Origin of the sequence: Streptomyces roseicoloratus, from assembly GCF_004117935.1 — a bacterium.
In the GTDB taxonomy this organism is placed as follows: Bacteria; Actinomycetota; Actinomycetes; order Streptomycetales; family Streptomycetaceae; genus Streptomyces; species Streptomyces roseicoloratus.
Genome location: NZ_SDOY01000061.1, coordinates 37,771 through 63,347, shown reverse-complemented (window position 1 = coordinate 63,347; position 25,577 = coordinate 37,771). Strand labels below are relative to the sequence as shown.

Below are 25,577 nucleotides of genomic sequence, written 5' to 3'. Positions count from 1 at the left end.
AATCGCCCCCTCTGCTTTGGCCTTGGTGCTCAGAACCCGTCGCCCCATCCGAAAGTGACGCTGTACGCGCGCTGGAGTGCGTGTCGGCCGTGGTCTCCGTCGGCGTAGGCCCATGCGAGGGCTGCGGAGAACCAGAGCAGAAAGACTCCGCCGACGATGCCCAGGGCGACCAGCTTCCCGTTCCAGCTGAGGAGGGCCAGGGCGATGGTCACGATGGCCACGCCGAGGTGGGCTCCCCGCAAGTCGAGCGACGCAGCCTTGCGTGCCTCTCTGCGGTCGGCCCGTTCTGCGGCAAAGCGCTCCTCTCGAACAGACTGCGGTTCGTTCTCGTCGAAGTTCATCTCATCCCCCTGGCACTGACGCTACATGGACCCGGCCCACGTCGGCAGAGGAGCATCGCGGGGATATGGATCAGGTACTCAGGGTCTGAGGAACATCTGGTCTCGCTCCTCTGAGGCCGCACCCTTCGCCACTTTCGCCAACTCCAGCGGGACGCGAAGCGGACACTTCGCCAGGTTCAGCACACATCCGCCAGGTTCGCGAGGACCGGACACCTGGCGTTTTGCCTGATCGCCAACTCGGCGGTAACTTTTTGCACTGACTGGTCAGTTCAAAAGAGATTCCATACCGAGGGGGGATCGTGGACGCGAACCCGGACGAGCCGTACGGCGCCGCCGTCGTCGCGGACGGATTCGGCCTGAAGGGCCCGCGCGGCTGGGCGTTCCGCGGGATCGGCTTCGAGGCCGCTCCCGGAACCCTCGTCGCGATCGAGGGCCCGTCCGGATCCGGCCGTACCTGCCTGCTGCTCGCGCTCACCGGCCGGATGAAGACCCACGAGGGCCACGCCGACGTGGCCGGCCTCCGGCTGCCGCGCAGGATGGCCGCCGTGCGGCGGATCGCCGCGCTCGGTCCGGTGCCGGGCGTGAGCGACCTCGACCCGGCCCTCACCGTCGCCGAGCACCTGCGCGAGCGTGCCCTGCTCCAGCGCCGCTTCGACGGCTCGCTGAAGGCCCTGCTCCGCCCCGCCGGCGAGCGCACCGCCTCCGCCCGGGCCCGGATCGACGAGGCCCTGGCCGCCGCGGGCCTGGACGTCGACGCCCTGCCCAAGGGCGAGCGGACCTCCGTGCGCGACCTGGAGCGCCTGGAGGCGCTGCGGCTCTCCGTCGCCCTCGCGCTCATCGGCCGGCCCCGGCTGCTCGCCCTGGACGACGCCGACCTCAAGCTCTCCGACGCCGACCGCGCCGAGGCCTGGGACCTGCTGCGCTCCGTCGCCGCCTCGGGCACCACCGTCCTCGCCGTCTGCAGCGAGGCCCCGGAAGACGCCCTCCGCGTCTCCACGGCCCCGGCCACGAGCACGGCCGGCAAGCCCGCGGAGCCGGCCGGGGCCACCGAAGCCGACGCGACGACCGAGGCCACCGAGGCCACCGCCAAGACCGACAAGACCGGCAAGACCGCCAAGACCGCCAAGACCGCCAAGACCGTAGACACCGAGAAGACCGTAGAGACCGAGAAGGGGGACGCCGGTGCGCTCGCATAAGCTCGCCGCGCTCGAGCTGAAGCGGTTCGGCAGGGGGAAGCTCCCGCGGGCCGCGATGGTCGCGATCCTGCTGCTGCCACTGCTGTACGGCGCGCTGTACCTGTGGTCGTTCTGGGACCCGTACAGCAGGCTCGACAAGATCCCCGTCGCCCTGGTCAACGAGGACGAGGGCGCCACCACCGGCGGCCAGAAGGTCACCGCCGGCGCCGACATCACCGAGAACCTGCGCGAGAGCGCCGTCTTCGAGTGGCACGAGGTCAGCGACGAGGAGGCCCGCAAGGGCGTCGAGGACGGGACGTACTACCTGTCCCTGACCATGCCGGCCGACTTCAGCGCGCGCATCGCCTCCAGCTCCGGCGACTCCCCCGAGGCCGGCGCGCTCAAGGTCCGTACGAACGACGCCAACAACTACATCGTCGGCCAGATCTCCCGCACGGTCTTCTCCGAGGTGCGCACCGCCGCCTCCACCAAGTCCTCGCGCACCTTCCTGGACAAGATCTTCATCTCGTTCTCCGACCTGCACGACGCCACCGCCGAGGCGGCCAAGGGCGCCGGCGACCTGAAGACCGGCGCCGACAAGGCGAAGGCCGGCTCCAAGAAGCTGGCCGACGGGCTGAAGGACGCCAAGAAGGGCAGCGGCGACCTCGCCTCGGGCATCAAGAAGCTCGACAAGGGCGCCAAGGACCTGGAGACCGGCTCCCGCAAGGTCGCCGCCGGCACGCAGCAGCTCGCCGACAAGGTGAACGCCAGGGCCGACCAGGTCCGCCCCTACCTGGCGAACAACGGCAAGTCGATCCGCGACTCCGCCCGGCTGGTCTCCGACTCGACGACCGCCGTCCAGCACAACCTGAAGGCCCTGGTGCGGACCGCCCCGGCCGTCCGCACGGCCGCCCACGCCGCCGACGACGAGCTGTCGGCGTACTACCGCAAGCAGTGCGTGACCAACCTGGACCCGCTGAAGGACGCCAAGGGCTGCGAGATCCTCAAGAAGGCCTCGGTCACCGCCGACGACGTCGCGAAGATCTCCGACGACCTGCACGAGCTGACCAAGGACAGCGACGGCGACCTGAAGACCCTGGACGCCCGGCTCACCAAGCTGAAGAAGGACGCCGACGAACTGGCCCGGCGCGCCCCGCACCTCGACCAGGACGTCGACGACGCCATCAGGAAGATCAACGAGCTCAACAAGGGCGCCCACCAGGTCGCCGCCGGCGCCGACCGGCTGCACACCGGCCTCACCAGCGCCCGCACCGGCTCCTCGAACCTCGACAGCGGCGTCGGCCGGCTGAAGAAGGGCGCGGGCGATCTCGACGGCGGCCTGTACAAGCTGGCGGACGGCTCGCGCGAGCTCGCCTCCGGCCTCAGCGACGGCGTGAAGAAGATCCCCGACTACGACAAGCAGGACCGCGACCGCCGCACCGACGTCATGTCCGACCCGGTCAAGCTCGCCGCCCAGTCGATGCACAAGGCGCCCAACTACGGCACCGGCTTCGCCCCGTACTTCATCCCGCTGTCCCTCTGGGTCGGCGCGATGGTGGCCTACATGATCATCCAGCCGCTGAACCGGCGCGCCCTCGCCGCCGGCGCCTCCGCCTGGCGGATCGCGCTCGCGGGCTGGCTGCCGGTGGCCGCGATCGGCGTCCTCCAGGTGGGCGCGCTGATGTCCGTGCTCCACTGGGGCCTCGGTCTGCAGATGGCGAGGGCGGCCGGGACCGTCGGCTTCCTCGTCCTGGTGACCTGCTGCTTCGCCGCCATCATCCAGTGGCTCAACGCCCGCTTCGGCGCGGCGGGACGGATCCTGGTGCTCGCGGTCCTGATGCTCCAGCTGACCTCGGCGGGCGGCACGTACCCCGTCCAGACCAGCCCGGGCTTCTTCAACGCGATCCACCCGTACCTGCCGATGACGTACGTCGTCGAGGCGCTGCGCCGGCTCATCACGGGCGGCGGCATCGGGCCGGTCTGGCAGGCGGTCGCGGTCCTGGCCGCGTTCACGGCGGGCGCGCTCGCGCTGACCGCGCTCTCCGCCCGTCAGAAGCAGGTGTGGAGCCTGGACCGGCTCCACCCCGAACTCTCGCTCTAGGACACACCCGACAGGCCGGAACGCTCCGGCGGACCTGTGAGAATCGAGCCATGGACAGCAGCAGCACCAGACGGCAGGCCACCCGCGCCAAGCTCTACGAGGCGGCCGTCACCCTCATCGCCGAGCAGGGGTTCTCGGCGACCACGGTCGACGAGATCGCCGAGCGCGCGGGGGTGGCCAAGGGCACGGTCTACTACAACTTCAAGAGCAAGACCGAGCTCTTCGAGGAGCTGCTGCGGCACGGCGTCTCGCTCCTCGCCGCGTCCCTGAGGAACGCGGCCGAGGAGACCACCGGGCGGGGCGGCAGCCGGGTCGAGGCGCTGGACGCGATGATCCGGGCGGGCCTCGTCTTCATCCAGCGCTACCCGGCCTTCACCCAGCTGTACGTGGCCGAACTGTGGCGCACCGGACGGGCCTGGAACTCGACGCTCCTGGTGGTCCGTCAGGAAGCCGTCGCGGTCGTCGAGAACGTGCTGCGGGACGGTGTGGAGGCGGGCGAGCTGAGCGAGGAGATCGACGTCCAGCTGACGGCGGCCGCGCTGGTCGGGATGGTCCTGGTGGCCGCGCTGGACTGGCAGGCCTTCCAGAGCGAGCGCTCCCTGGACGACGTGCACGCGGCGCTCTCGCGCCTGCTGCACGGGCGCGTGAGCGGCGGCTGAGCGGCGTCCGGCTCCCGCCGGGGCGCCGCCGCCCCGTACGGCCGGAACCGTACCGCCGGACCCGTACGGCCGGACCGTTAGGGCACCCCGCGCACGGACGACGCGGACGCGGACCACACGCGCAGACCGGAAGAAGCGCCGGTCCGGCGAGGCTCGATCCCCCCGAGCCTCGCCGGACCGGCGCCGTGTCGCTCCCACGCACTGGCGTGCGCCCCCGGAGAGCGACCCCCCGTGATACCCCCGTACCGGCAGGCGCGCGGCCCCGTTCCGCCGCCCCGTGCCGGCGGTCCCGGAGCCGCGCCCCTTCCGTGCGGTCCACTCTTCCTTCCGCGCAGGTCACGGCCCATCCGCATCCCTACTCATCTCGCCCCCTAGGTACGGGTACTCAGGGCTGGTTACGATCACGCACGTGTCCGTACTCCCCCTGGTCTTCACGAGCGGCTGGGCGAGCGGGATCAACGCGTACGCGGTGGTCCTGCTGCTCGGCCTGTTCGGCGCCACCGGCCTCAGCGACGAGGTTCCCGAGGCTCTGCAGCGTCCCGACGTCCTGATCGCCGCCGGTGTGCTGTTCCTGTGCGAGGCGGTGGCGGACAAGATCCCGTACGTCGACTCGGTGTGGGACTCGGTCCACACGGTGATCCGGCCGATCGCCGGCGCGGTGGTGGCGGCGCTGCTCGCCGGGCAGTCGGGTTCGCTGCCCGAGCTGGCGGCGGGCGCCGTCGGCGGTACGACGGCCCTGCTGAGCCACTTCGTCAAGGCCGGCACCCGGATGGCGATCAACACCTCGCCGGAGCCCTTCTCCAACATCGCGGTGTCCCTGGCGGAGGACCTCGGCGTCGCCGGTCTGATCACCTTCGCGATATTCCATCCGGTCGCGGCGGCGGTCATCGCGGGCGTCCTGCTCGTCCTCGGCCTGGTGATACTGGGCTTCCTCGCCCACAGCATCCGCCGCTTCCTGCGGCGCCGGGCACAGCGCCGGGAGGAGAAGCGCCTGGCCCGCCAGGCCGTCGGCGGGGGCGGCTAGAGTCGCGGACATGGCACGGATTGTGGTGATCGGCGCGGGGCTCGGCGCCATGGCGGCAGCCGCACGGCTGGCCGTGGCGGGCCACCGCGTGACGGTGTACGAGAGCGACGGGACCTACGGGGGCGGCGTCCGCCGCCTCACGCGCGACGGCTTCGGCTTCGACACCGGCCCCGGCCTGCTGCATCTGCCCGCGGTCTACCGCGACCTGTTCGTCAAGACCGGGAAGCAGCCGCTCGAGGAGTGCGTGACGCTCGGCCAGGTCGACCCGGCGAGCCGTCATGTCTTCGCCGACGGCACCCGCGTCGACCTGCCCAACGCCTCGCGCGCCGGGACGGCCTCGGCCCTGGACGCGGCGCTCGGCGCCGGCGCGGGCGAGCGCTGGGGCGACTTCCTGGTGCGGGCCCGCGAGGCCTGGGACCGCACGCGCCGGCCGCTCCTGGAGGAGCCGCAGCCGGCCGACCGCACGCCGCTCGGCCGCGAGCCCTACCCGGCCCTGAAGGGCGGCCTGCTGCGCCGCCCGGCGACCACGCTCGCCCGGGTCGGCGCCCGCGAGCTGCGCGACCCGCGGCTCGCCGCGCTCCTCGACGCCCACGCGTGGAGCTACGGCTTCGACCCGGCGACCGCGCCGGCCGCGGCGGCCGTGCTGCCGTACATGGAGCAGACCTTCGGCAGCTGGTACGTGGCCGGGGGCATGCGGGCGCTGGCGGACGCCGTGTACGAGCGGTGCGTGCGGCGGCGGGTGGAGTTCGTGTTCGACGCGCACGTCGTGCGGGTCCTGGAGAAGGACGGCCGGGCCTGCGGGATCGAGCTGGCCGGCGGGGAGACCGTCGAGGCGGACCACGTGGTCTCGGGCGCGCCGGTGCCGCTGCACCACGACGGGGACCGGAGGCTCCCGCCGGAGGGCACGGGGACCCGGCCGTCCCACGGGGACGGGACCGGCCGGGTGACGGTCTGTCTGGCCCTGCGCGGGGCGCGGGAGTCGGATGCGGTGCACCGCACGGTGGTGCACGCCTCGGGTGGCCTGCCGACGGTGACCGTCCTGCGGCCGGACGATCCGGAGCTGCGGCCGGACGGCGCCCACGAGTCGGCGACGGTCACGGCGACCGTCCGCACCGGGGACGGTCGGGGCTGGGACTCGGTGGCCGAGGGGATGCTGCGGCAGGCCGAGGCGGCCGTGCCGGGGCTGCGGGAGCGGTTGCTGTGGCAGGAGGTCCGTACGCCGGAGCACACGCTCCGGGAGACCGGTGTCGCCGAGGTGCCCGGACCGGCCCTGGCGGGAGCGGGCGGGCGGCTGCTCCCGGCGGGCAACGTCTCGGCGCTGCCCGGTCTGTACTTCGCGGGCGGCTGGTCGCATCCGGGGGGCGGGCTCGCGCACGCCGGGATGTCGGGTGCGCTGGTCGCCGGGCTGATCGTGGAGGGCGCGGACTTCCGCGGCTCGCAGTGAGCCCCCGCCGGCGGACTCCGACAGGGGCGGGAAGCGGTCAGTAGCGGTACTGCTGGTCCTCGCCGTAGCCGTACTGCTGCTGCTGTTCCTGCTGCTCGGTGTCGCGCTGCTGCGGCACCCACACGCCGCCGGGCGGCGTGTCGTAGACGTACGAGGGCGCGTACGGGTCGTCGTACGGCTGCTGGTAGGTGCCGTACTGCTGGCCCGCGTCGGTGTAGGTCTGCTGGCCGATGTACGGGTCGGAGTAGGCCGCGTACTGCCGGCCGGCGTCGGTGCCGTAGTCGTAACCGGGCTGCTGCTCGTAGCCGGCGTAGGGGTCGGCGTACTGCGGCTGCTGCTGGTCGTAGGAGGTGCCGTAGACCGCGTACTGGCCGGTGTCCTCGGGCATCGGCTCGGGCTCGTAGACGGCGCCGGACTCGGCGTCCCGGCCGGCGGCCGGGTAGCCGTCGGGGCCGTCCGCGGCCTCGTGGGCCGGCTCGTACGCGAGGTCGCTGACCTCCAGGGTCGGCCCCTCCTTGGCCGGCGGCCCGGACCGGCGGCGGCGGCTCGCGCCCGGGTTGCCGCCCAGGGCCCAGCCGGTGGAGAAGCCGCGCCGGAAGGAGAGGGTGACGTAGGTCTGGCCGAGGGCGAAGGCGAGCGCGCCGACGACGATCACCAGGACCGAGGGCAGCAGCACGCCGATGACGACGCCGAGGAAGCCGCCGAAGGCGAGCAGGCGCCAGCGCAGCCGCGCCTTGTACTGCAGCAGCACCTCACCCAGCAGCCACAGCGCCACGACACCGAATGCGATGTAGAGGACCGTCCACCACATGCCCGCCCCTCTCCTACGGCCTCCGCCGCGGGTAGGGGCGGGTACGACCGGTCACGACTGCTGGTGCAGTCCGAGATTCTCGTAGATCTCGAGCGTAGCCCTGGAGTTGTTCAGCGTGATGAAGTGCAGCCCTGGGACACCCTCGGACAGCAGCCGCGCGCAGAACTCCGTCGCGAACTCGATGCCCATGGAGCGTACAGCGGCCGGATCGTCCTTGACCGCGAGGATGCGTTCTTTCACGTTCTCGGGGAAGTGCGCGTTGCTCAGGACGGGCAGCCGTTCCAGCGTCCGGACGCTCACCACCGGCATCACCTCGGGGATGATCGGCGTCTCGCAGCCCGCCTTCTGCACGCTGTCGCGCAGCCGCAGATAGGCCTCCGGGTCGAAGAACATCTGGGTGATCGCGTAGTCGGCGCCGGCCCGGCACTTGTCGACGAAGTGCCGGACGTCGGTGTCCCAGTCCGTGGACCGGGGGTGCATCTCCGGGAAGGCGGCGACTCCGACGCAGAAGTCGCCCGACTCCTTGATCAGCCGGACGAGGTCGGCGGCGTAGTGGACGCCCTCCGGATGGGCGACCCACTCGCCGAGCGGGTCGCCCGGCGGATCGCCGCGCACGGCGAGCATGTTCCGGATGCCGGCGTCGGCGTACTGGCCGAGGACGTTGCGGAGCTCGGCGATGGAGTGGTCGACGGCGGTGATGTGGGCGACCGGGGTGAGCGTGGTGTCCGAGGCGATCTTCTGGGTGGCCTTGACCGTGCCGCCGCGGGTGGAGCCTCCGGCGCCGTAGGTCACGGAGACGAAGCTGGGGCCGACCGCCTCGATCCGGCGCATGGCGTCCCAGAGGCTCTGCTCGCTCTTCTCGGTCCGGGGGGCGAAGAACTCGAAGGAGTACGAGGTGCCACCGGCGGCGAGGATGTCGCGGACCGTGCGAGCGCGGTCCGAGCGGACGGAAGCGGTACCAAGGGCCATACGGGCAGGTTAGACGGGGTCCAGGAGTCGAGTGAAGTCGAGTCCGCTCCGTGGACACCTTTCCGGACACCCGGCACAGGTCACCGTGTGCGGGAGACCACGATGCGGACGGCGCCCCGGGCGCCGCACGGGATGACGGCGAGCCATGCGCCGCACGGGATGACGGCGGCCCGGGCCCCGCGCCGGGTTCCGGTCCGGCTCAGCCCAGGCGCTCGCGGACCCGCTTGGCGAGGGAGGCCGCGGCGGCCGCGGGGTCGTCGGCCTCGGTGACGGCGCGGACCACGACGATGCGCCGGGCGCCCGCGTCGAGGACCTCGTCCAGATTGGTCTCGTCGATGCCGCCGATGGCGAACCAGGGCCGGTCCTGGGCCAGGCCCGCCGCGTACCGCACGAGGCCGAGGCCCGGCGCGTACCGCCCGGGCTTGGTGGGGGTGGGCCAGCAGGGACCGGTGCAGAAGTAGTCCACGCCGGGCTCGGCGGCGGCCGCGGCGGCCTCCTCCTCCGCGTGGCAGGACCGGCCGATCAGCACCTCGTCGCCGAGGATCGCCCGGGCGGCGGGCACGGGCAGGTCGCCCTGGCCGAGGTGGAGCACGTCGGAGCCGATGGCGTGGGCGACGTCGGCCCGGTCGTTGACGGCGAGGAGCTTGCCGTGGCGGCGGCAGGCCTCGGCGAACACGGCGAGGTGCTCCAGCTCCTCGCCGGCCTCCATGCCCTTGTCGCGGAGCTGCACGATGTCGACGCCGGAGGAGAGCACGGCGTCGAGGAAGGCGGGCAGGTCGCCCTGGCGCTTCCGGGCGTCGGTGCACAGGTAGAGGCGGGCGTCGGCGAGCTGCGCGCGAGGCGTGGGCATGTGGGTGTCCCCCCGTCGGGTGGTGCGGGCGCCGGGCCGCCGACCGGGGGTCGGCCGGTGGCCCGGCACCGCTGTGGTGTCTTCGGTGCGGCTCGGCGAGCGTGCGTCGGACGGCGCCGGCCGTCAGACGGCGAGCGCCTGGGCGCGGCGCTTCACCTCCGTGCCGCGATTCTCGCCGAGGGCCTGCGCGGGCGTGCCCGGCAGGGTCGGGTCCGGAGTGAAGAGCCACTCCAGCATCTCTTCGTCGCTGAAGCCGTCGTCCCTCAGGAGCGTCAGGGTCCCGGAGAGGCCCTTGACCACCTTGTCGCCCTGAATGAAGGCGGCAGGCACCTGCAGCGCCTTGTTCTCACCGCGGCGGACGGCGATGAGCTGGCCTTCCTTGACCAGCTGCCGCACCCGCGTCACCTCCACGTCGAGCATCTCGGCGATGTCCGGGAGGTAGAGCCAGTCGGGGACGAGAGCATCGATCTTTGCGTCAATCTCGGTCACGGAACAAGCCTGCCATCCCGGACTGACAGTGGGTAGCCGGGCCCTACCGGACTGCCGCCTTCAGAGGTACGGAGGGGTCGGCGGCCCGTGCCGGGTCGACGGCGGTGCCGTGCTCGATCAGCCTGCGGCCCTGGGCCAGGTCGCGCGGCCGGCCGACGGCGAGCAGCGCGACCGGGGTCTCGCCGCGCAGCCACAGCACCGTCCAGGACTCGTCGGCCGGGTCGCCGCGCCACAGCAGGGTGTCGGCGGCGCCGTGGTGCCCGGCGTACTGGACGAAGCGGCCGAACTGCTCGGACCAGAAGTAGGGCACCGGGTCGTACGGCCCGGGAGCCTCGCCCGCGATGCCGGCGGCGACGGTGCGGGGGCCCTGGAGGGCGTTGTCCCAGTGGTGGACGAGGAGCCGTTCGCCGTAGCGGGCGGACGGGAAGGAGGCGCAGTCGCCGACGGCGTACACGTCGGGCAGCGAGGTGCGCAGCCGGTCGTCGGCGGTGAGCGCGCCGCTGGGGTCGAGGGCGGCGCCGGAGCCTTCGAGCCAGCCGGTGGCGGGGCGGGCGCCGATGCCGACGACGACGGCGTCGGCGGGCAGTTCGCGGGTCTCGCCGGTGGCGCCGAAGTCGTCGGAGTCGGCGGTGAGGACGACGCGGCCGTCCTCGACGCGCTCCACGCGCGCGTGGAGCCGGAGTTCGGCGCCGGCCTCGGCGTACCAGGCGGCCATGGGGGCGGTGACCTCGGCGGGGAGCGCTCCGGCGAGGGGGCGGCCGGCGGCCTCGACGACGGTGACGGCGCAGCCGGCCTGGCGGGCGGCGGTGGTGAACTCGGCGCCGATCCAGCCGGCGCCGACGACGACGATGTCGTGGCGGCGTTCGAGGACGGGCCTGAGCCGGGCGGCGTCGTCGAGGGTGCGCAGCAGATGGACGCCGGGGACGCCTTCGGAGCCGGGCAGGGTGAGCGGGTGGGCGCCGGTGGCGATGACGAGGACGTCGTACGGGACGGGTCCGGACCCGGTGTCGAGTTCGTGGTCGGCGGCGCGGAGTCCGGTGACCTCGACGCCGAGGCGGAGGTCGACGTCGAGGGCGGCGAAGTCGATGTCGAAGGCGGAGTCCTCGGCCTTGCCGAGCAGCACCGCCTTGGACAGCGGCGGCCGGTCGTAGGGCTGGTGGGGTTCGGCGCCGATGAGGGTGACGGGGCCGGTGAAGCCCCGCTCGCGGAGGGCCACGGCGGTCTGGACGCCGGCCATCCCGGCACCGGCGATCACGACGTGCCGTCGGGTCCCGTCGGGCGACCGGTGCTGCGGCTCGACCCCGGACTGCTGCTGCTCGCTCTGCTCGCTCACCCGACCACTGTATTCACCTGACGATGCGTCAGGAAGGGAGGGGGTCCTGTGGCGGTGCGGCCCGGGCGGTTAGTCTGGCCGCCGTAGAGCACTCGCGGGAGCCCGGACGCACCGGGCTGAGAGGGAGGCTGGCCGGCCTCCGACCGTACGAACCTGATCCGGGTCATGCCGGCGAAGGGAGGGGCTGGACGCCCATGTCGCGTACACGCACCACCTCGGACGTTCTCGTCGTCGGAGGTGGCATCATCGGCCTGGTCACGGCCTGGCGCGCCGCGCAGCGCGGACTACGCACCGCCGTGGCCGACCCCGAGCCGGGCGGCGGCGCCGCCCGGGTGGCGGCGGGCATGCTCGCCGCCGTCACCGAACTCCACTACGGCGAGGAGACCCTGCTCGGCCTCAACCTGGCCTCCGCGCGCCGCTATCCCGGCTTCGTCGCCGAACTCGCCGAGGCGACCGGCGGCATGGACGTCGGCTACCGGGCCTGCGGCACCCTGGCCGTCGCGCTCGACGCGGACGACCGGGCCCATCTGCGCGAGCTCCACGCGCTGCAGACCCGCTGCGGGCTCGCCTCCGAGTGGCTCAGCGGCCGCGAGTGCCGCCGCCTCGAACCGATGCTGGCGCCGGGCGTGCGCGGCGGGCTCCGGGTCGACGGCGACCACCAGGTGGACCCGCGGCGGCTCGCCGACGCGCTGGTGGTGGCGTGCGAGCGGGCCGGGGTGGTCTTCCACCGCTCGCTCGCCGAGCGGCTCACGGTGGTGCGGGACCGGGCCGCGGGCGCGGTGCTCGCGGACGGCACCGAGCCGGCCGCGGAGCAGGTGGTACTCGCCGCCGGCAGCATGAGCGGCCGGCTCGCCGGGGTGCCGGAGAAGGTCCTGCCGCCCGTGCGACCCGTGAAGGGGCAGGTGCTGCGGCTGCGGGTGCCGCCCGCGTACGCGCCGTTCCTGTCCCGGACGGTCCGGGCGGTCGTCCGCGGCAGCCACGTCTACCTGGTGCCGCGGGAGAACGGCGAGCTGGTCGTCGGCGCCACCAGCGAGGAGCTCGGCTGGGACACCACGGTCACCGCCGGAGGCGTGTACGAGCTGCTGCGCGACGCGCACGAGCTGGTCCCCGGCATCACCGAGCTGCCGCTCACCGAGACCCGCGCCGGGCTGCGGCCCGGCTCCCCCGACAACGCGCCGCTGCTCGGCCCCAGCGCCCTGCCCGGGCTGCACCTGGCCACCGGCCACTACCGCAACGGGGTGCTGCTCACCCCGGTCACCGGTGACGTCATGGCGGAGGCGCTGACCACCGGCACGCTGCCGGACGAGGCACGCCCCTTCACCGCCCGCCGCTTCTCCCCCGCCCACCTGGAGCACGCATGAACGCGCCCCTGTCCGCATCCCCGTCCGCATCCCCGTCCGGGCCCTTGTCCGCATCCCCGTCCGCATCCCCGTCCGGGCCCCTGTCCGCATCCCCTTCCGGGCCCCTGTCCGTCTCCGTGAACGGCGAGCCCCGCACCGTCGAGGGCCCGCTCGCCCTCGACGCCCTCGTCGCCGCCCTGACCACGGCGCCGTCGGGCGTGGCCGCCGCCGTCAACGAGACCGTGGTCCCGCGCGGCCAGTGGGCCGCGACCCTGCTCGCCGACGGCGACCGGGTCGAGGTCCTGACCGCGGTGCAGGGAGGGTGAGCGCGATGTCCGACGACGTGTTCCTGATGGGCGGTACCGAGTTCTCGTCCCGGCTGATCATGGGAACGGGCGGGGCGCCCAGCCTCGACGTTCTGGAGCGCTCGCTCGTGGCGAGCGGCACCGAGCTGACGACGGTCGCGATGCGCCGGCTCGACCCGACGGTCCGCGGCTCGGTCCTGTCGGTCCTGGAGCGGCTCGGCATCCGGGTGCTGCCCAACACGGCGGGCTGCTTCACCGCCGGCGAGGCGGTGCTCACCGCCCGGCTGGCGCGGGAGGCCCTGGGCACCGAGTGGATCAAGCTGGAGGTCATCGCCGACGAGCGGACCCTGCTGCCGGACGGCGAGGAGCTCCTCGCGGCCGCCGAGACGCTGGTGGACGAGGGCTTCGTCGTGCTGCCGTACACCAACGACGACCCGGTCCTCGCCCGGAAGCTGGAGGACGTCGGCTGTGCGGCGATCATGCCGCTGGGCTCGCCGATCGGCTCCGGCCTGGGCATCCGCAACCCGCACAACTTCGAGCTGATCGTGGACCGGGCCACCGTGCCGGTGATCCTGGACGCGGGGGCGGGCACGGCGTCGGACGCGGCGCAGGCGATGGAGCTGGGCTGCGCGGCGGTGATGCTGGCGTCGGCGGTCACGCGCGCCCAGGAGCCCGTCCTGATGGCCGAGGCGATGCGGCACGCGGTCGAGGCGGGCCGGCTGGCCCACCGCGCGGGCCGCATCCCGCGCCGCCACTTCGCCGAGGCGTCCTCCCCGCACGCCGGACGCGCCCGCCTGGACCCGGAGCGCCCGGCGTTCTGAGGCACCGGAGGCGGTCCCGCGGCGACGCACCGGGACCGCCCCGCCCCGTCACGCTCGTCACAGCTGCGCTGCAGTACGGGCCGCGGGGGTCGGGGCGGGTCCGGGGCCCTCGTAGACTCGACGCCGTGGACACGACCCTTCAGGACCCCCTCGTCGGGCGGCTGCTCGACGGCCGCTACCGCGTCGACGCGCGCATCGCCGTCGGCGGGATGGCCACGGTCTACCGGGCCCTGGACACCCGGCTGGACCGGGAGCTCGCGCTCAAGGTGATGCACCCGGACCTCGCCACGGACGCCGCGTTCGTGGAGCGGTTCATGCGGGAGGCCAAGTCCGTCGCCCGGCTCGCCCACCCCAACGTGGTCGGCGTCTTCGACCAGGGCGCGGACGGCGCGTACGTCTACCTCGCGATGGAGTACGTGCCCGGCTGCACCCTCCGCGACGTGCTGCGCGAGCGCGGCGCCCTGCGGCCGCGGGCCGCGCTCGACGTCCTGGAGCCGGTGCTGGCCGCGCTCGGCGCCGCGCACCGGGCCGGGTTCGTGCACCGGGACATGAAGCCGGAGAACGTCCTGATAGGGGACGACGGCCGGGTGAAGGTGGCCGATTTCGGTCTGGTGCGGGCCGTGGGTTCGGTCACCGACACCAGCGGCGCGGTCCTCGGCACCGTCTCCTACCTGGCGCCGGAGCAGATCGAGCACGGCACCGCCGACACCCGCGCCGACGTGTACGCGTGCGGCGTGGTGCTCTACGAGATGCTGACCGGCGGCAAGCCGCACTCCGGCGACACCCCGGCCCAGGTGCTCTACCAGCACCTCAACACCGACGTGCCCGCGCCCTCCGCCGCCGTCCCCGGCCTCGCCGTGGAACTGGACGAGCTGGTGGCCGCCGCGACCGCGCGGAACCCCGACCTCCGGCCGTACGAAGCGGTGGAGCTGCTGGCCCGGACCCGGGAGGCCCGCGCCGCACTCGGCGACGAGCAGCTCGACGCCGAGCCCCCGCAGGCCCGCGCCCAGGCCGTGCCGGACGGTGCCGGCGACGAGGACCCGACCTCCGTCATCCCGCGCGTGCGGCCGCTCCCGGTGGAGCACACGAGCCTGCTGCCGGCGCCCGCCGCCACCGCCGCCGAGTCGGCGCCCGCCCCGCGGCGCGGCCCCCGCCGCCCGCGCGGGCCGCTGCTCGTGGTCGCCGCCGTGCTGCTCGCCCTGGGCATCGGGAGCGGCGTCTGGTACATCAACTCCGGCCAGTTCACCCGCGTCCCCGCCGTCCTCGGCCAGACCGAGGCGCAGGCCACCCAGCGGCTGGCCGACGCCGGGCTCGAGGTGGGCGCGACCGAGCGGGCGTTCAGCGACGTGTACGAGCGCGGCACCGTCATGGCCGTCGACCCGGCGCCCGGCGAGCGCATCCGCGGCAACGGCACGGTGACGCTCACCCTGTCCCGCGGGCCGAGGATCGTGAAGGTCCCGAACCTGAAGGGCACCCCGCTCGCCGAGGCCAGGAAGGCCCTGGCCGAGGAGGGCCTGGCGACCGGTGTGATCACGTACGAGTTCAGCCGCTCGGTCGCGCAGGGTGCCGTGATCGGCTCCGACCCGGAGCCGGGCACCGAGCGCAACCCCGACTCGGCCGTGGCGCTCGTGGTCAGCAAGGGCGCGCCGGTCGAGGTGCCCTCCGTCACCGGCGAGTCGGTCGAGGACGCCACGGCCACGCTCCAGGAGGCCGGTCTGAAGGTCGTCGTCGCGCCGGAGCGGATCCACTCGCCCGAGGAGACCGGCTCCGTCGCCGCGCAGTCCCTGGCCGAGGGCAGCCGGGCGGCGAAGGGCGACACGATCACGCTGACCGTCTCCAAGGGACCGAAGATGGTCGAGGTCCCGGACGTCGTGGGCATGAAGACGGACGAGGCCCGCGCCGAGCTGGAGGACGCCGGCTTCGAGGTGAAGGTCGAGAAGACCTTCCCGTACCTCGGCGACACGGTCGCCGGCCAGTCCGTCGAGGGCGGCTCCACCGCCGCCGAGGGCTCCACCGTCAGCATCACGATCAAGGGACTGTAGGCACTCATGCGCAACCCCGTCGGCGGCCACGTCCCCGTGGCCGGCGGTCTCGCCACCGTCGGGCTCGGCTACGCCCGGGAGCTCGGCGCGGAGACGGTGCAGGTCTTCGTCGCCAACCCGCGCGGCTGGGCCACCCCGGCCGGAAACCCGGCCCAGGACGAACTGTTCCGGGCCGGCTGCGAGGCCGGGGGCCTGTCGGCCTGGGTCCACGCCCCGTATCTGATCAACTTCGGCTCGCACACCGAGGCCACCGTGGAGAAGTCGGTGGACTCGCTGCGGCACTCGCTGCGCCGCGCGCGGCGGATCGGCGCCAGGGGCGTGGTCGTGCACACCGGCTCGGCGACCGGGGGCCGGCCGCGCGCCGAGGCCCTGGCGCAGGTGCGCGAGCGTATGCTGCCGCTGCTCGACGAGCTGACGCACGAGGACGACCCGGACCTGCTCATCGAGTCGACGGCCGGTCAGGGCTTCTCGCTCTGCTCGACGGCGGAGGACTTCGGTCCGTACTTCGAGGCGCTCGACCGCCATCCCAGGCTGGGCATCTGCCTCGACACCTGCCACATCTTCGCCGCGGGCCACGACCTGACCGGCCCCGACGGCGCGGTCCGCACCCTCGACGAGCTGGTGGCGGTGGTCGGCGAGGGCCGGCTGAAGCTGATCCACGCCAACGACTCGAAGGACGTCGTGGGTGCGCACAAGGACCGGCACGCCAACATCGGCGCAGGTCACATCGGCCAGGAGGCCTTCCGGAATCTGCTGGGCCACCCCGCCACGGACGGCGTACCGTTGATCATCGAGACGCCCGGCGGACCGCAGGGGCACAAGGCGGACGTGGAGCTGCTGAAGAAGCTGCGGCCCTGAGCCGGGGTCCTCGAATTCCCGTTGAGGAATACCCTAGGGGGGTATACGGTTCCGAGTACGGAGGAACCGTCACCCGGACTTGGGGGCACCATGCAGCACGAAGCGCACGCCCACCACGAACACCACGAGCAGCACGAGCAGCACCAGACCCCCGGACACCACGAGACCCATGAGGGTCACCAGCACCACCAGCACCAGCACGGCCACGGCCACGGCAAGGTGTCCTGGTCGACGGCCGCGCAGGCGACGCTCCACTGCCTCACCGGCTGCGCCATCGGCGAGGTGCTCGGCATGATCATCGGCACCGCGCTCGGCTGGGGCAACGTCCCGACGATGGCGCTCGCGATCGTCCTGGCGTTCTTCTTCGGTTACGCCCTCACCCTGCGCGGCATCCTGAAGGCCGGCGTCGACTTCGGGACCGCGTTCAAGGTGGCGCTCGCCGCCGACACGTTGTCCATCACCGTCATGGAGATCATCGACAACGGCGTGATCGCCCTGTGGCCGGGCGCCATGGACGCCCATCTGACCGAGCCGCTGTTCTGGATCGTGCTCGCCATCGCACTGGCCGCCGCCTTCGTGATCACCACGCCGGTCAACAAGTGGATGATCGGCCGCGGCAAGGGCCACGCCGTCGTCCACCAGTACCACCACTGACGGCGCCCGAGGGCGGGACGGCCGCGAGGACGCCGGAATTCTAGAGCTCGGGGCCGTCGCCCGGCTCCTCCTGGTACGAGTAGCGCTGCTCCCGCCACGGGTCACCGACGTTGTGGTAGCCGCGCTCCTCCCAGAAGCCGCGCCGGTCGGCGGCCATGTACTCCACGCCCCGGACCCATTTGGGACCCTTCCAGGCGTACAGGTGCGGCACGACGAGCCGCAGGGGGAAGCCGTGCTCGGCGGTGAGCAGTTCGCCGTCCTTGTGGGTGGCGAAGATCGTGTGCTCCGCGGCGAAGTCGGCGAGCCGCATGTTGGCGCTGTAGCCGTACTCGGCCCAGACCATGACGTGGGTGACGTTCGGCGCCGGCGGGGCGAGCTCCAGGAGCGTTCGGGCGGGCACACCGCCCCATTCGGCCCCGAGCATGCTGAATTTCGTCACGCAGTGCAGATCGGCCACGACGGTGGCGAAGGGCAGCGCCGAGAACTCCTCGTGGTTCCAGCAGCGCTTGTCGCCGTCGGCGGTCGCACCGAAGACCCGGAACTCCCAGCGCTCCGGCTTGAACCGGGGAACGGGGCCGTAGTGGGTCACCGGCCATCCGCGCTGCAGCCGCTGCCCCGGCGGAAGATCCGGCGGAAGATCCGGCGAAACCGCCATTCCTGATTCCCGGCGTGCTCCGCCCTCCGGCTGACCCATGTCATCCATGGTGACAGACCGCGAGGGGTGGTCATGACCAGCCATGCCTCGCCATCCCCGTGGATATTCTGACAATTTAGGCAACCCACAGTAAGCCTGCACTTACTGGACGTCACCCGTGCGTGCTGCGAGGATGCGGCCATCCTGCCCAGTGGCGGCACCGACATGCGTGGAAGGATCCTGAAGCGATGCAGGGCGACCCCGAGGTCCTCGAGTTCCTCAACGAGCAGCTGACCGGCGAGCTGACGGCCATCAACCAGTACTGGCTGCACTACCGCATCCAGGACAACAAGGGCTGGACCAAGCTCGCCAAGTACACCCGCGAAGAGTCCATCGACGAGATGAAGCACGCGGACAAGCTGACCGAGCGGATCCTCATGCTCGACGGCCTGCCCAACTACCAGCGGCTCTTCCACGTCCGCGTCGGCCAGACGGTCAAGGAGATGTTCGAGGCCGACCGCCAGGTCGAGGTGGAGGCGATCGACCGGCTCAAGCGCGGGATCGAGGTCATGCGCGCCAAGGGCGACATCACCTCGGCGAACCTCTTCGAGGAGATCCTGGCGGACGAGGAGCACCACATCGACTACCTCGACACGCAGCTGGAGCTGATCGTGCAGCTGGGCGAGGCGCTGTACTGCTCCACCCTGATCGAGCAGCCGAGCTAGGGCCGGCCCGGCACCGATCCGGAAGGAAGCCTCAGGCGGCTCCGGGGAGCCTAGGCGGCTTCGCGGAGCTCCGTGACCTCGGCGGTCTCGGTCATCGCGGTGACCTCGGACGCCAGGGCCGGCATGCCCTGGTCCACGAGCTCACGGCGGGGGCAGGTGCCGCGACCGAGAATGGCCTGAATGCGTCGTACACACGAGCCGCAGTCGGTACCCGCCTTGCAGGCGGACGCTATCTGGCGGGGGGTGCAGGCGCCGGCTTCCGCGTGCGCCTTGACCTGCTTCTCCGTCACTGCGAAACACGAGCAGACGTACACGCGGTTCACCTCCCGCCGAGATCGATAAGGCTAACCTAACCTTACCCGGCGGCTTGGGGGCGCAAAAGTCCCCGATACGACAGTGGGGCGCGGATCACAAGGATCCGCGCCCCACTGTCGTAGGAACCTACTTACTGATCGCGGTACATCTCGGCCACGAGGAACGCCAGGTCCAGCGACTGGCTGCGGTTGAGACGCGGGTCGCAGGCCGTCTCGTAGCGCTGGTGCAGGTCGTCGACGAAGATCTCGTCGCCGCCGCCCACGCACTCGGTGACGTCGTCACCGGTGAGCTCGACGTGGATGCCGCCCGGGTGGGTGCCCAGCTCCTTGTGGACCTCGAAGAAGCCCTTGACCTCGTCCAGGACGTCGTCGAAGCGACGGGTCTTGTGGCCGGAAGCCGCCTCGAAGGTGTTGCCGTGCATCGGGTCGGTCACCCAGGCGACCGTCGCACCCGAGGCGGTGACCTTCTCGACCAGCTCGGGAAGCCGGTCGCGGACCTTGTCGGCGCCCATGCGGACGATGAAGGTCAGCCGGCCCGGCTCGCGGTCCGGGTCCAGGCGCTCGATGTAGGTGAGCGCCTCTTCCGGCGTGGTCGTCGGGCCCAGCTTGATGCCGATCGGGTTCGCGATCTGCGAGGCGAACTCGATGTGGGCGTGGTCGAGCTGGCGGGTGCGCTCACCGATCCAGACCATGTGGCCGGAGGTGTCGTACAGCTTGCCGGTGCGCGAGTCGGTACGCGTCAGCGCGCCCTCGTAGTCGAGGAGCAGCGCCTCGTGCGAGGCGTAGAACTCCACCGCGCGGAACTCGGCCGGGTCGGTGCCGCAGGCCTTCATGAAGTTCAGCGCGTTGTCGATCTCGCGCGCCAGCTGCTCGTAGCGCTGGCCCGACGGGGAGGACTTCACGAAGTCCTGGTTCCAGGCGTGCACCTGGCGCAGGTCGGCGTAGCCACCCGTGGTGAAGGCGCGGACCAGGTTGAGCGTCGACGCGGAGGCGTTGTACATCCGCTTCAGGCGCTCGGGGTCCGGGACGCGGGCCTTCTCGTTGAAGTCGAAGCCGTTGACCGAGTCGCCGCGGTAGGTCGGCAGGGTCACGCCGTCGCGCGTCTCGGTCCCCTTCGAGCGGGGCTTGGAGTACTGCCCGGCGATGCGGCCGACCTTGACGACGGGCACGGAGGCCGCGTACGTGAGGACGGCGCTCATCTGGAGCAGGGTCTTCAGCTTGGCTCGGATGTGGTCGGCGGACACGGCGTCGAAGGCCTCGGCGCAGTCGCCACCCTGAAGCAGGAACGCCTCGCCACGGGCGACGGCTCCCATCCGGGCGCGCAGCTGGTCGCACTCGCCGGCGAAGACGAGCGGCGGATACGACTCGAGGTCCGCGATCACATCGCGCAGAGCCTCGGCATCGGGGTACTCGGGCTGCTGCGCCGCGGGCAGGTCTCGCCAGGTCGCCTTGGCGACGGCGTGGGTATCAGCGTTCACGGTCACGCGACAACAGTACGGGGTCTTCGCCCCGTCTCGTCCCTCTGCCCAGCTGCTGAGACGCGGACCCGCCATACGGACATGCGCCGCGACACCTTCCGCGGGTCCGCGCGTTGAACAGCGCTGCCGGTTTCCCGGCCCTTCTCCCCACATCGGAACCGAGGGATGGGTGTGATCCGCAGACACTTCAAGAGACACCGCCAGGACCGCACGAGGAAACGCCTGCTGTACGGCACGCTGGCGGGCGTCGTCGCCGGCGCCGCCATCGGCACGCTCGCGGTCGCCGCACCCGGCGCCGTCCGCGGCGGCGGGGCGGCGGACGACGGCGGGAACGGCGGGCGCGGCCGGCCCGCGCCCTCGCTGAGCACGGCGTTCACCGACGCGGCGCGCGAGTTCGACGTGCCGCGGAGCGTGCTGATGGCGGTCTCGTACCGGCAGACCCGCTGGGAGTCGCACGACGGCGAGCCCAGCATGACCGGCGCGTACAACGTCATGGGGCTGACCGACGTCGACCCGGAGGACATCGAGGCGCCCGACGCCAGGGCGCGCCTCGCGCATCTCGACGGGAGCGGTCGCCCGGAGACCGAGCGGACCTCCGACCCGGCCGGGGCTCTTGCCGCCCTGCCGGAGCGGGCCGTCGACACCGGCGATCCGCGGCTGCACACCGCCGACGCGGCCGCCGCGCTGATCGGCGCCTCCGCCGAGTCCGTGAAGCGGGACCCGGTGCAGAGCATCCGGGCCGGCGCGGCGCTGCTCGCCCACTACCGGCGGCAGGCCGGCGGCGGACCGGCGGACGCGCCCGGCGCCTGGTACCCGGCCGTCGCGCGCTACGGCCAGTCGCCCGACCGCGCGGGCGCCGAGCTCTTCGCGCGGCGCGTCTTCGCGTCGGTCAGGACCGGCGAGAGCGGCCGGACGACGGACGGCGAGCTGATCGTGCTGCCGGCCGACCCGTCGGTGCGGCCGGTCCCGCCCGCGCGGCTGCCGCTCACCGCCGTGCCCGCGGCCGCCGCCACGGCTCCCGTTCCCGAGTGCCCGCCCGGTCTGGCGTGCACCTTCGTGCCCTCGCGCACGGCCGCGGACGGCACCCGCAACTACACGCCCGCCGACCGTCCGCACCAGGGCGTCACCGTCCGCCGGATCGTGATCCACGACACCGAGGGCGGCTACGACGGTGCGCTCGCCGCCCTCACGAACCCGGCCGTCAAGGCCAGCGCCCACTACCTGGTCCGCGCCTCCGACGGCCTGGTCACCCAGATGGTGGAGAACCGGAACCTGGCGTGGCACGCCGGCAACTGGACGCTGAACATGCACTCCATCGGCGTGGAGCACGAGGGCTACGCCCTCAAGGAGGGCAGCTGGTACACCGAGTCGCAGTACGCGTCGAGCGCCGCCCTGGTGCGGTTCCTGGCCGGGAAGTACGGTGTCCCGCTGGACCGCGAGCACGTCATCGGGCACGACGAGGTGCCGGTGCAGCTGGACGGCCACAGCGGCAGGACGCACTGGGACGCGGGCCCGTACTGGGACTGGAACCACTTCATGGCCCTGATGGACGCGCCCGCGGACGAGGGCGGCCCGGGCAGCACGGACGGTCCGGACGGCACGACCCGCCCGGCCGGCACGACCGGCGCGGACAGCCCGGCCGGCCCGGCCGGCGCGAACGGTCCGGACACCACGACCCGCCCGGGCAGCGCGACCGGCTCGAACGGTGGTGACGGCAGCGCTGCGGCGGCCCGGTCGCTGACGGCCGGCCAGGTCGTCCGGTTCGTCCCGCCGTTCACCGCGGACAACCAGCCGCCGCTGACGTCCGGCGGCCGCCCGGTCCCGCCCCGGCCCGCCAACTTCGGCTATCTGTACACCGGCCCGTCGGCCGGTGCGGCACCGCTCGGCGACCCGTACTTCTCCGCGCTGTGGACGGAGGCCTCGAACTGGGCGGACAAGATCCGCGCGGGCGGTGCCTACGTGGTCGCCGAGCAGTCGGCCGACTGGACCGCCGTCTGGTACGCCGGGAAGAAGGCCTGGTTCCACAACCCGGGCGGGCGGTACACCGTGCCGGTCACGTCCGCGCCGGTCCGCGTGCGCGCCAGGCCCGGGGTGACGCCACGGATCTACGGCCGCTCCTTCCCCGAGGCCGCCGCCTACGCGGCCGCCGGCCTCCCCGCGCCCGCCGACAGCCCCGACCACCTCACCCGGTACGCGCTCACGGGCGAGTACGCGCAGGCCGGCGCCGAGGTGAACGGCGACGACTGGTTCGGCTCCGTCCAGCGGAACGTCGTCGGCACCGTCACGTACGTCCCGATCCGCTACCACCACCGGCTCGCGTGGGTACGCGCCGATCAGGTGGAGCGGATTCCGGCGGTGACCGGCCCGACGGTGGGTTAGAGTGCGGGGCATGTTCGCGCAGACGACCCAGAACTGGTGGTGGACCGCTCATCCGGCGGCCCACTGACTACGCGTACACCGAAACCACGCGAAGGCCGCCCGAGGGGCGGCCTTCGTCGTATCCGGAAGGCCGTTCCTCTCCGAACCCCGTCCGCCAAGGGCTTCCCGGCCCTGGCTCCCGGAAGGAACACGCCCCATGGACCTCTCCCGCCTCCTCGACGACTCCGCCCCTCCCTTCGCCCTGCTGCGCCGCCGCACGCCCGGTCGCGACCACGACACCGTCGAGGTGCTGACCGGCCCCGTGCACGAGGCCGAACGGCTCGCCGATCTGCCCGTACGGGACCTGCCCACGCTCGCGCTCGTGCCGTTCCGGCAGATCCGCGAGCGCGGCTTCGACGTGCGCGACGACGGCACCCCGCTCTCGGTCCTGGTCGCCGAGGAGGCCTACGAGCTGTCGCTCGCCGACGCCCTCGCCCAACTGCCGGATCGTGCCGTACGGGTGGAGGGCGGCGGCTTCGACGTCTCCGACGAGGAGTACGGGCGGATCGTGCGGCGGGTGATCGAGGAGGAGATCGGGCGCGGCGAGGGCGCCAACTTCGTCGTCCGGCGCACCTTCACCGGCGCGATCCCGGGCTTCGGCCGGGCCGACGCGCTCGCCCTGTTCCGGCGGTTGCTGACCGGCGAGCGGGGCGCGTACTGGACCTTCGTCGTCCACACGGGAGAGCGCACCCTGGTCGGCGCGAGCCCGGAGGTGCACGTGCGGATGTCCGGCGGCACGGTCGTGATGAACCCGATCAGCGGCACCTACCGCTACCCGGCGGGCGCCGTGCCGACCCCGGAGGACCTGCTGGCGTTCCTGGCCGACCGCAAGGAGACCGAGGAGCTGTCGATGGTGGTCGACGAGGAGCTCAAGATGATGTGCACGGTCGGCGACCGGGGCGGCGTGGTGATCGGGCCGCGGCTGAAGGAGATGGCGCACCTCGCGCACACCGAGTACGAGCTGCGCGGCCGCTCCTCGCTGGACGTGCGCGAGGTGCTGCGCGAGACGATGTTCGCGGCGACCGTGACCGGTTCGCCGCTGCAGAACGCCTGCCGGGTGATCGAGCGGCACGAGGTCGGCGGCCGGGGTTACTACGCGGGCGCGCTCGCGCTGCTCGGCACCGACGGGAACGGTGCGCAGACCCTCGACTCCCCCATCCTCATCCGTACCGCCGACATCGCGGCGGACGGGACGCTGCGGGTGCCGGTCGGGGCCACGCTCGTGCGGCACTCCGATCCGGCGGGCGAGGTCGCCGAGACCCACGCCAAGGCGGCGGGCGTGCTGACGGCCCTGGGCGTACGGGAGGGCAGGCCGGGTGACGGGGCGGCGCCGGCGCCGGCCCGGCTCGCCGACGACCCGCGGGTGCGGGCGGCGCTGGACGCGCGGCGGGCGGACCTGGCGCCGTTCTGGCTGAAGATGCAGGCGAGGACCGCGGAGCTGTCCGGGCACGCGCTGGTGATCGACGCCGAGGACACCTTCACCGCGATGCTGGCGCATCTGCTGCGGTCCTCGGGCCTTGAGGTGTCGGTGCTGCGCTACGACGAGCCGGGGCTGCCCGAGCTATCGCTCGCGCACGAGGGCCCGGTGGTGCTCGGCCCCGGCCCCGGCGACCCGCGGGACGCGGCCGATCCGAAGATGCGTTTCCTGCGCGGTCTGACGGCGGAGCTGCTGCGCGGTCACCGGCACGGGGTGCTCGGCGTGTGCCTGGGCCACGAGCTGATCGCGGCCGAGCTGGGTCTGGAGATCGTCCGCAAGCAGACCCCGTTCCAGGGCGCGCAGGTGCGGATCGACCTGTTCGGGCAGGAGCGGACGGCCGGCTTCTACAACAGCTTCACGGCGCGCTGCGACGAGCGGACGGCGACCGAACTGGCCCTGCACCGGATCGAGGTGAGCCGGGACGCGGCGACCGACGAGGTGCACGCGCTACGCGGCCCCGGCTTCGCGGGCGTGCAGTTCCACCCGGAGTCGGTGCTGACGACGGACGGGGCGGCGGTGACGGCCTCGCTGCTCGCGGGCGTGCTGGTCTGAGCCGCGCCGTGGTCCCGAGAGACCGCCCGGCCCCCGGAGTCCCGGCCCTGGAGTCCCGGGGCCGGGCGGGCCGGGGCCGGGCGGGCCCGGTCAGGCGTCGTCGAGGCCGCGCTCGATGGCGTAGCGGACCAGCTCGACCCGGTTGTGCAGCTGGAGCTTGCCGAGGGTGTTCTGCACGTGGTTCTGCACCGTGCGGTGCGAGATGACCAGGCGTTCGGCGATCTGCTTGTAGCTCAGGCCCTTGGCGACGAGCCGCAGCACCTCGGTCTCGCGCTCGGTGAGCTGCGGGGCCTTCGGCTCGTCGGCGCCGGGCGCCGGGCCGGGCTCGGAGGCGAGCCGCCGGTACTCGCCGAGGACCAGACCGGCCAGGCCCGGGGTGAACACGGGGTCGCCGACGGCGGTGCGGCGCACCGCGTCGATGAGCTCCTCGGTGCTGGCCGACTTCAGCAGATAGCCGGTGGCGCCCGACTTCACGGCCTCCAGGACGTCGGCGTGCTCGCCGCTCGCGGAGAGCACCAGGACCCGCAGTCGCGGGTTGGCGCCGACCAGTTCCTTGCAGACCTGGACGCCGGGCTTGAGCGGCAGGTTCAGGTCGAGGACCAGGACGTCCGGGTCGGCCGCCGCGGCGCGGCGCACCGCCTGCTCGCCGTCGCCCGCGGTGGCGACCACGTCGAGGCCCGCCTCGCCGAGGTCGCGGGCGACGGCGTCCCGCCACATGGGGTGGTCGTCGACCACCATGACCCGGACCGGCCGCTGCGGCTGC

The 25,577-nt window shown here is 73.0% G+C and carries 25 protein-coding genes and 1 riboswitch; of the genes, 15 read left to right on the top strand and 10 right to left on the bottom strand.

Features of this window, described 5'->3' with window-relative positions; all coding sequences use genetic code 11:
• Positions 1-29: 29 nt before the first annotated feature.
• Complete coding sequence (locus ESG85_RS05150; RefSeq protein WP_128976813.1) at positions 30-341, bottom strand: hypothetical protein; 312 nt, start codon at positions 339-341, stop codon at positions 30-32.
• Positions 342-640: 299 nt separating this feature from the next.
• On the opposite strand from ESG85_RS05150, the gene ESG85_RS05145 reads away from it, so the two are divergent.
• From ESG85_RS05145 to ESG85_RS05125, 5 genes are all read left to right on the top strand, one after another.
• Entirely contained in the window at positions 641-1,537 is an 897-nt protein-coding gene (locus ESG85_RS05145) for an ATP-binding cassette domain-containing protein (RefSeq protein ID WP_128976812.1), read from the top strand.
• Positions 1,524-3,617, top strand: coding sequence for a YhgE/Pip family protein (locus tag ESG85_RS05140; RefSeq protein WP_128976811.1), 2,094 nt, complete (start codon positions 1,524-1,526; stop codon positions 3,615-3,617). The genes ESG85_RS05145 and ESG85_RS05140 overlap by 14 nt, the downstream gene beginning before the upstream one ends.
• 50 nt (positions 3,618-3,667) lie before the next feature.
• A complete protein-coding gene (locus ESG85_RS05135; protein WP_128976810.1) occupies positions 3,668-4,276 on the top strand; it encodes a TetR/AcrR family transcriptional regulator in 609 nt (202 codons plus the stop codon).
• A 409-nt stretch (positions 4,277-4,685) separates the two neighbouring features.
• The gene (locus tag ESG85_RS05130; RefSeq protein WP_128976809.1) at positions 4,686-5,300 is read left to right on the top strand and encodes a DUF4126 domain-containing protein; all 615 of its coding nucleotides are present in this window, start codon (positions 4,686-4,688) and stop codon (positions 5,298-5,300) included.
• Between the two features lie 10 nt (positions 5,301-5,310).
• Complete coding sequence (locus tag ESG85_RS05125) at positions 5,311-6,744, top strand: phytoene desaturase family protein (RefSeq protein ID WP_181018966.1); 1,434 nt, start codon at positions 5,311-5,313, stop codon at positions 6,742-6,744.
• A 37-nt stretch (positions 6,745-6,781) separates the two neighbouring features.
• On the opposite strand, the gene ESG85_RS05120 is transcribed toward ESG85_RS05125, so the two are convergent.
• The 5 genes from ESG85_RS05120 to ESG85_RS05100 all read right to left on the bottom strand — a co-directional run bounded on the left by ESG85_RS05120 (position 6,782) and on the right by ESG85_RS05100 (position 11,196).
• The gene (locus tag ESG85_RS05120; protein WP_128976808.1) at positions 6,782-7,555 is read right to left on the bottom strand and encodes a hypothetical protein; all 774 of its coding nucleotides are present in this window, start codon (positions 7,553-7,555) and stop codon (positions 6,782-6,784) included.
• A 51-nt stretch (positions 7,556-7,606) separates the two neighbouring features.
• Positions 7,607-8,524 (bottom strand): methylenetetrahydrofolate reductase [NAD(P)H], encoded by a 918-nt coding sequence (gene metF / locus ESG85_RS05115; protein WP_128976807.1) that lies wholly within the window; start codon positions 8,522-8,524, stop codon positions 7,607-7,609.
• Between the two features lie 199 nt (positions 8,525-8,723).
• A complete protein-coding gene (gene thiE / locus ESG85_RS05110) occupies positions 8,724-9,374 on the bottom strand; it encodes a thiamine phosphate synthase (protein WP_128976806.1) in 651 nt (216 codons plus the stop codon).
• A gap of 123 nt (positions 9,375-9,497) precedes the next feature.
• Positions 9,498-9,863: an Rv2175c family DNA-binding protein gene (locus ESG85_RS05105; protein WP_128976805.1), complete on the bottom strand. Its 366-nt coding sequence runs from the start codon at positions 9,861-9,863 to the stop codon at positions 9,498-9,500.
• A 43-nt stretch (positions 9,864-9,906) separates the two neighbouring features.
• The gene (locus tag ESG85_RS05100; RefSeq protein ID WP_374050338.1) at positions 9,907-11,196 is read right to left on the bottom strand and encodes an NAD(P)/FAD-dependent oxidoreductase; all 1,290 of its coding nucleotides are present in this window, start codon (positions 11,194-11,196) and stop codon (positions 9,907-9,909) included.
• 84 nt (positions 11,197-11,280) lie between these two features.
• A riboswitch (TPP riboswitch) is annotated at positions 11,281-11,393 on the top strand.
• Here ESG85_RS05100 and thiO point away from each other — a divergent pair.
• The 6 genes from thiO (at position 11,391) to ESG85_RS05070 (ending at position 17,216) form a co-directional block, all read left to right on the top strand.
• Positions 11,391-12,557, top strand: coding sequence for a glycine oxidase ThiO (gene thiO, locus ESG85_RS05095; protein ID WP_128976804.1), 1,167 nt, complete (start codon positions 11,391-11,393; stop codon positions 12,555-12,557). It overlaps the preceding riboswitch by 3 nt.
• A 104-nt stretch (positions 12,558-12,661) precedes the next feature.
• Positions 12,662-12,862: a sulfur carrier protein ThiS gene (gene thiS / locus ESG85_RS35675; protein ID WP_374050425.1), complete on the top strand. Its 201-nt coding sequence runs from the start codon at positions 12,662-12,664 to the stop codon at positions 12,860-12,862.
• A gap of 5 nt (positions 12,863-12,867) precedes the next feature.
• Positions 12,868-13,662: a thiazole synthase gene (locus ESG85_RS05085; protein WP_128976802.1), complete on the top strand. Its 795-nt coding sequence runs from the start codon at positions 12,868-12,870 to the stop codon at positions 13,660-13,662.
• Between the two features lie 125 nt (positions 13,663-13,787).
• On the top strand, positions 13,788-15,704 hold the full coding sequence (gene pknB, locus ESG85_RS05080) for a Stk1 family PASTA domain-containing Ser/Thr kinase (protein WP_164986169.1): 1,917 nt from the start codon (positions 13,788-13,790) through the stop codon (positions 15,702-15,704).
• Between the two features lie 6 nt (positions 15,705-15,710).
• Entirely contained in the window at positions 15,711-16,562 is an 852-nt protein-coding gene (locus ESG85_RS05075) for a deoxyribonuclease IV (RefSeq protein ID WP_128976801.1), read from the top strand.
• A 90-nt stretch (positions 16,563-16,652) separates the two neighbouring features.
• Complete coding sequence (locus tag ESG85_RS05070; RefSeq protein WP_128976800.1) at positions 16,653-17,216, top strand: DUF4396 domain-containing protein; 564 nt, start codon at positions 16,653-16,655, stop codon at positions 17,214-17,216.
• A gap of 40 nt (positions 17,217-17,256) precedes the next feature.
• Here ESG85_RS05070 and ESG85_RS05065 read toward each other — a convergent pair whose 3' ends face one another.
• Positions 17,257-17,910 (bottom strand): sulfite oxidase-like oxidoreductase, encoded by a 654-nt coding sequence (locus tag ESG85_RS05065; RefSeq protein ID WP_374050337.1) that lies wholly within the window; start codon positions 17,908-17,910, stop codon positions 17,257-17,259.
• A gap of 188 nt (positions 17,911-18,098) precedes the next feature.
• Here ESG85_RS05065 and bfr point away from each other — a divergent pair, with 188 nt between their 5' ends.
• Positions 18,099-18,575 (top strand): bacterioferritin, encoded by a 477-nt coding sequence (gene bfr, locus ESG85_RS05060; protein ID WP_128976798.1) that lies wholly within the window; start codon positions 18,099-18,101, stop codon positions 18,573-18,575.
• Between the two features lie 50 nt (positions 18,576-18,625).
• On the opposite strand, the gene ESG85_RS05055 is transcribed toward bfr, so the two are convergent.
• Positions 18,626-18,898, bottom strand: coding sequence for a (2Fe-2S)-binding protein (locus ESG85_RS05055; protein ID WP_128976797.1), 273 nt, complete (start codon positions 18,896-18,898; stop codon positions 18,626-18,628).
• A gap of 122 nt (positions 18,899-19,020) precedes the next feature.
• Complete coding sequence (locus ESG85_RS05050; protein WP_128976830.1) at positions 19,021-20,367, bottom strand: class II 3-deoxy-7-phosphoheptulonate synthase; 1,347 nt, start codon at positions 20,365-20,367, stop codon at positions 19,021-19,023.
• Between the two features lie 171 nt (positions 20,368-20,538).
• On the opposite strand from ESG85_RS05050, the gene ESG85_RS35670 reads away from it, so the two are divergent.
• The 3 genes from ESG85_RS35670 to ESG85_RS05035 all read left to right on the top strand — a co-directional run bounded on the left by ESG85_RS35670 (position 20,539) and on the right by ESG85_RS05035 (position 24,814).
• A complete protein-coding gene (locus ESG85_RS35670; RefSeq protein ID WP_246094806.1) occupies positions 20,539-22,746 on the top strand; it encodes a peptidoglycan recognition protein family protein in 2,208 nt (735 codons plus the stop codon).
• A gap of 10 nt (positions 22,747-22,756) precedes the next feature.
• Positions 22,757-22,813, top strand: coding sequence for a trp operon leader peptide (locus ESG85_RS36865; RefSeq protein ID WP_078513512.1), 57 nt, complete (start codon positions 22,757-22,759; stop codon positions 22,811-22,813).
• Positions 22,814-22,942: 129 nt separating this feature from the next.
• Positions 22,943-24,814, top strand: coding sequence for an anthranilate synthase family protein (locus tag ESG85_RS05035; RefSeq protein ID WP_128976796.1), 1,872 nt, complete (start codon positions 22,943-22,945; stop codon positions 24,812-24,814).
• Between the two features lie 90 nt (positions 24,815-24,904).
• Here ESG85_RS05035 and ESG85_RS05030 read toward each other — a convergent pair whose 3' ends face one another.
• On the bottom strand, positions 24,905-25,552 hold the full coding sequence (locus ESG85_RS05030) for a response regulator (protein WP_128976829.1): 648 nt from the start codon (positions 25,550-25,552) through the stop codon (positions 24,905-24,907).
• Positions 25,553-25,577: the final 25 nt, after the last annotated feature.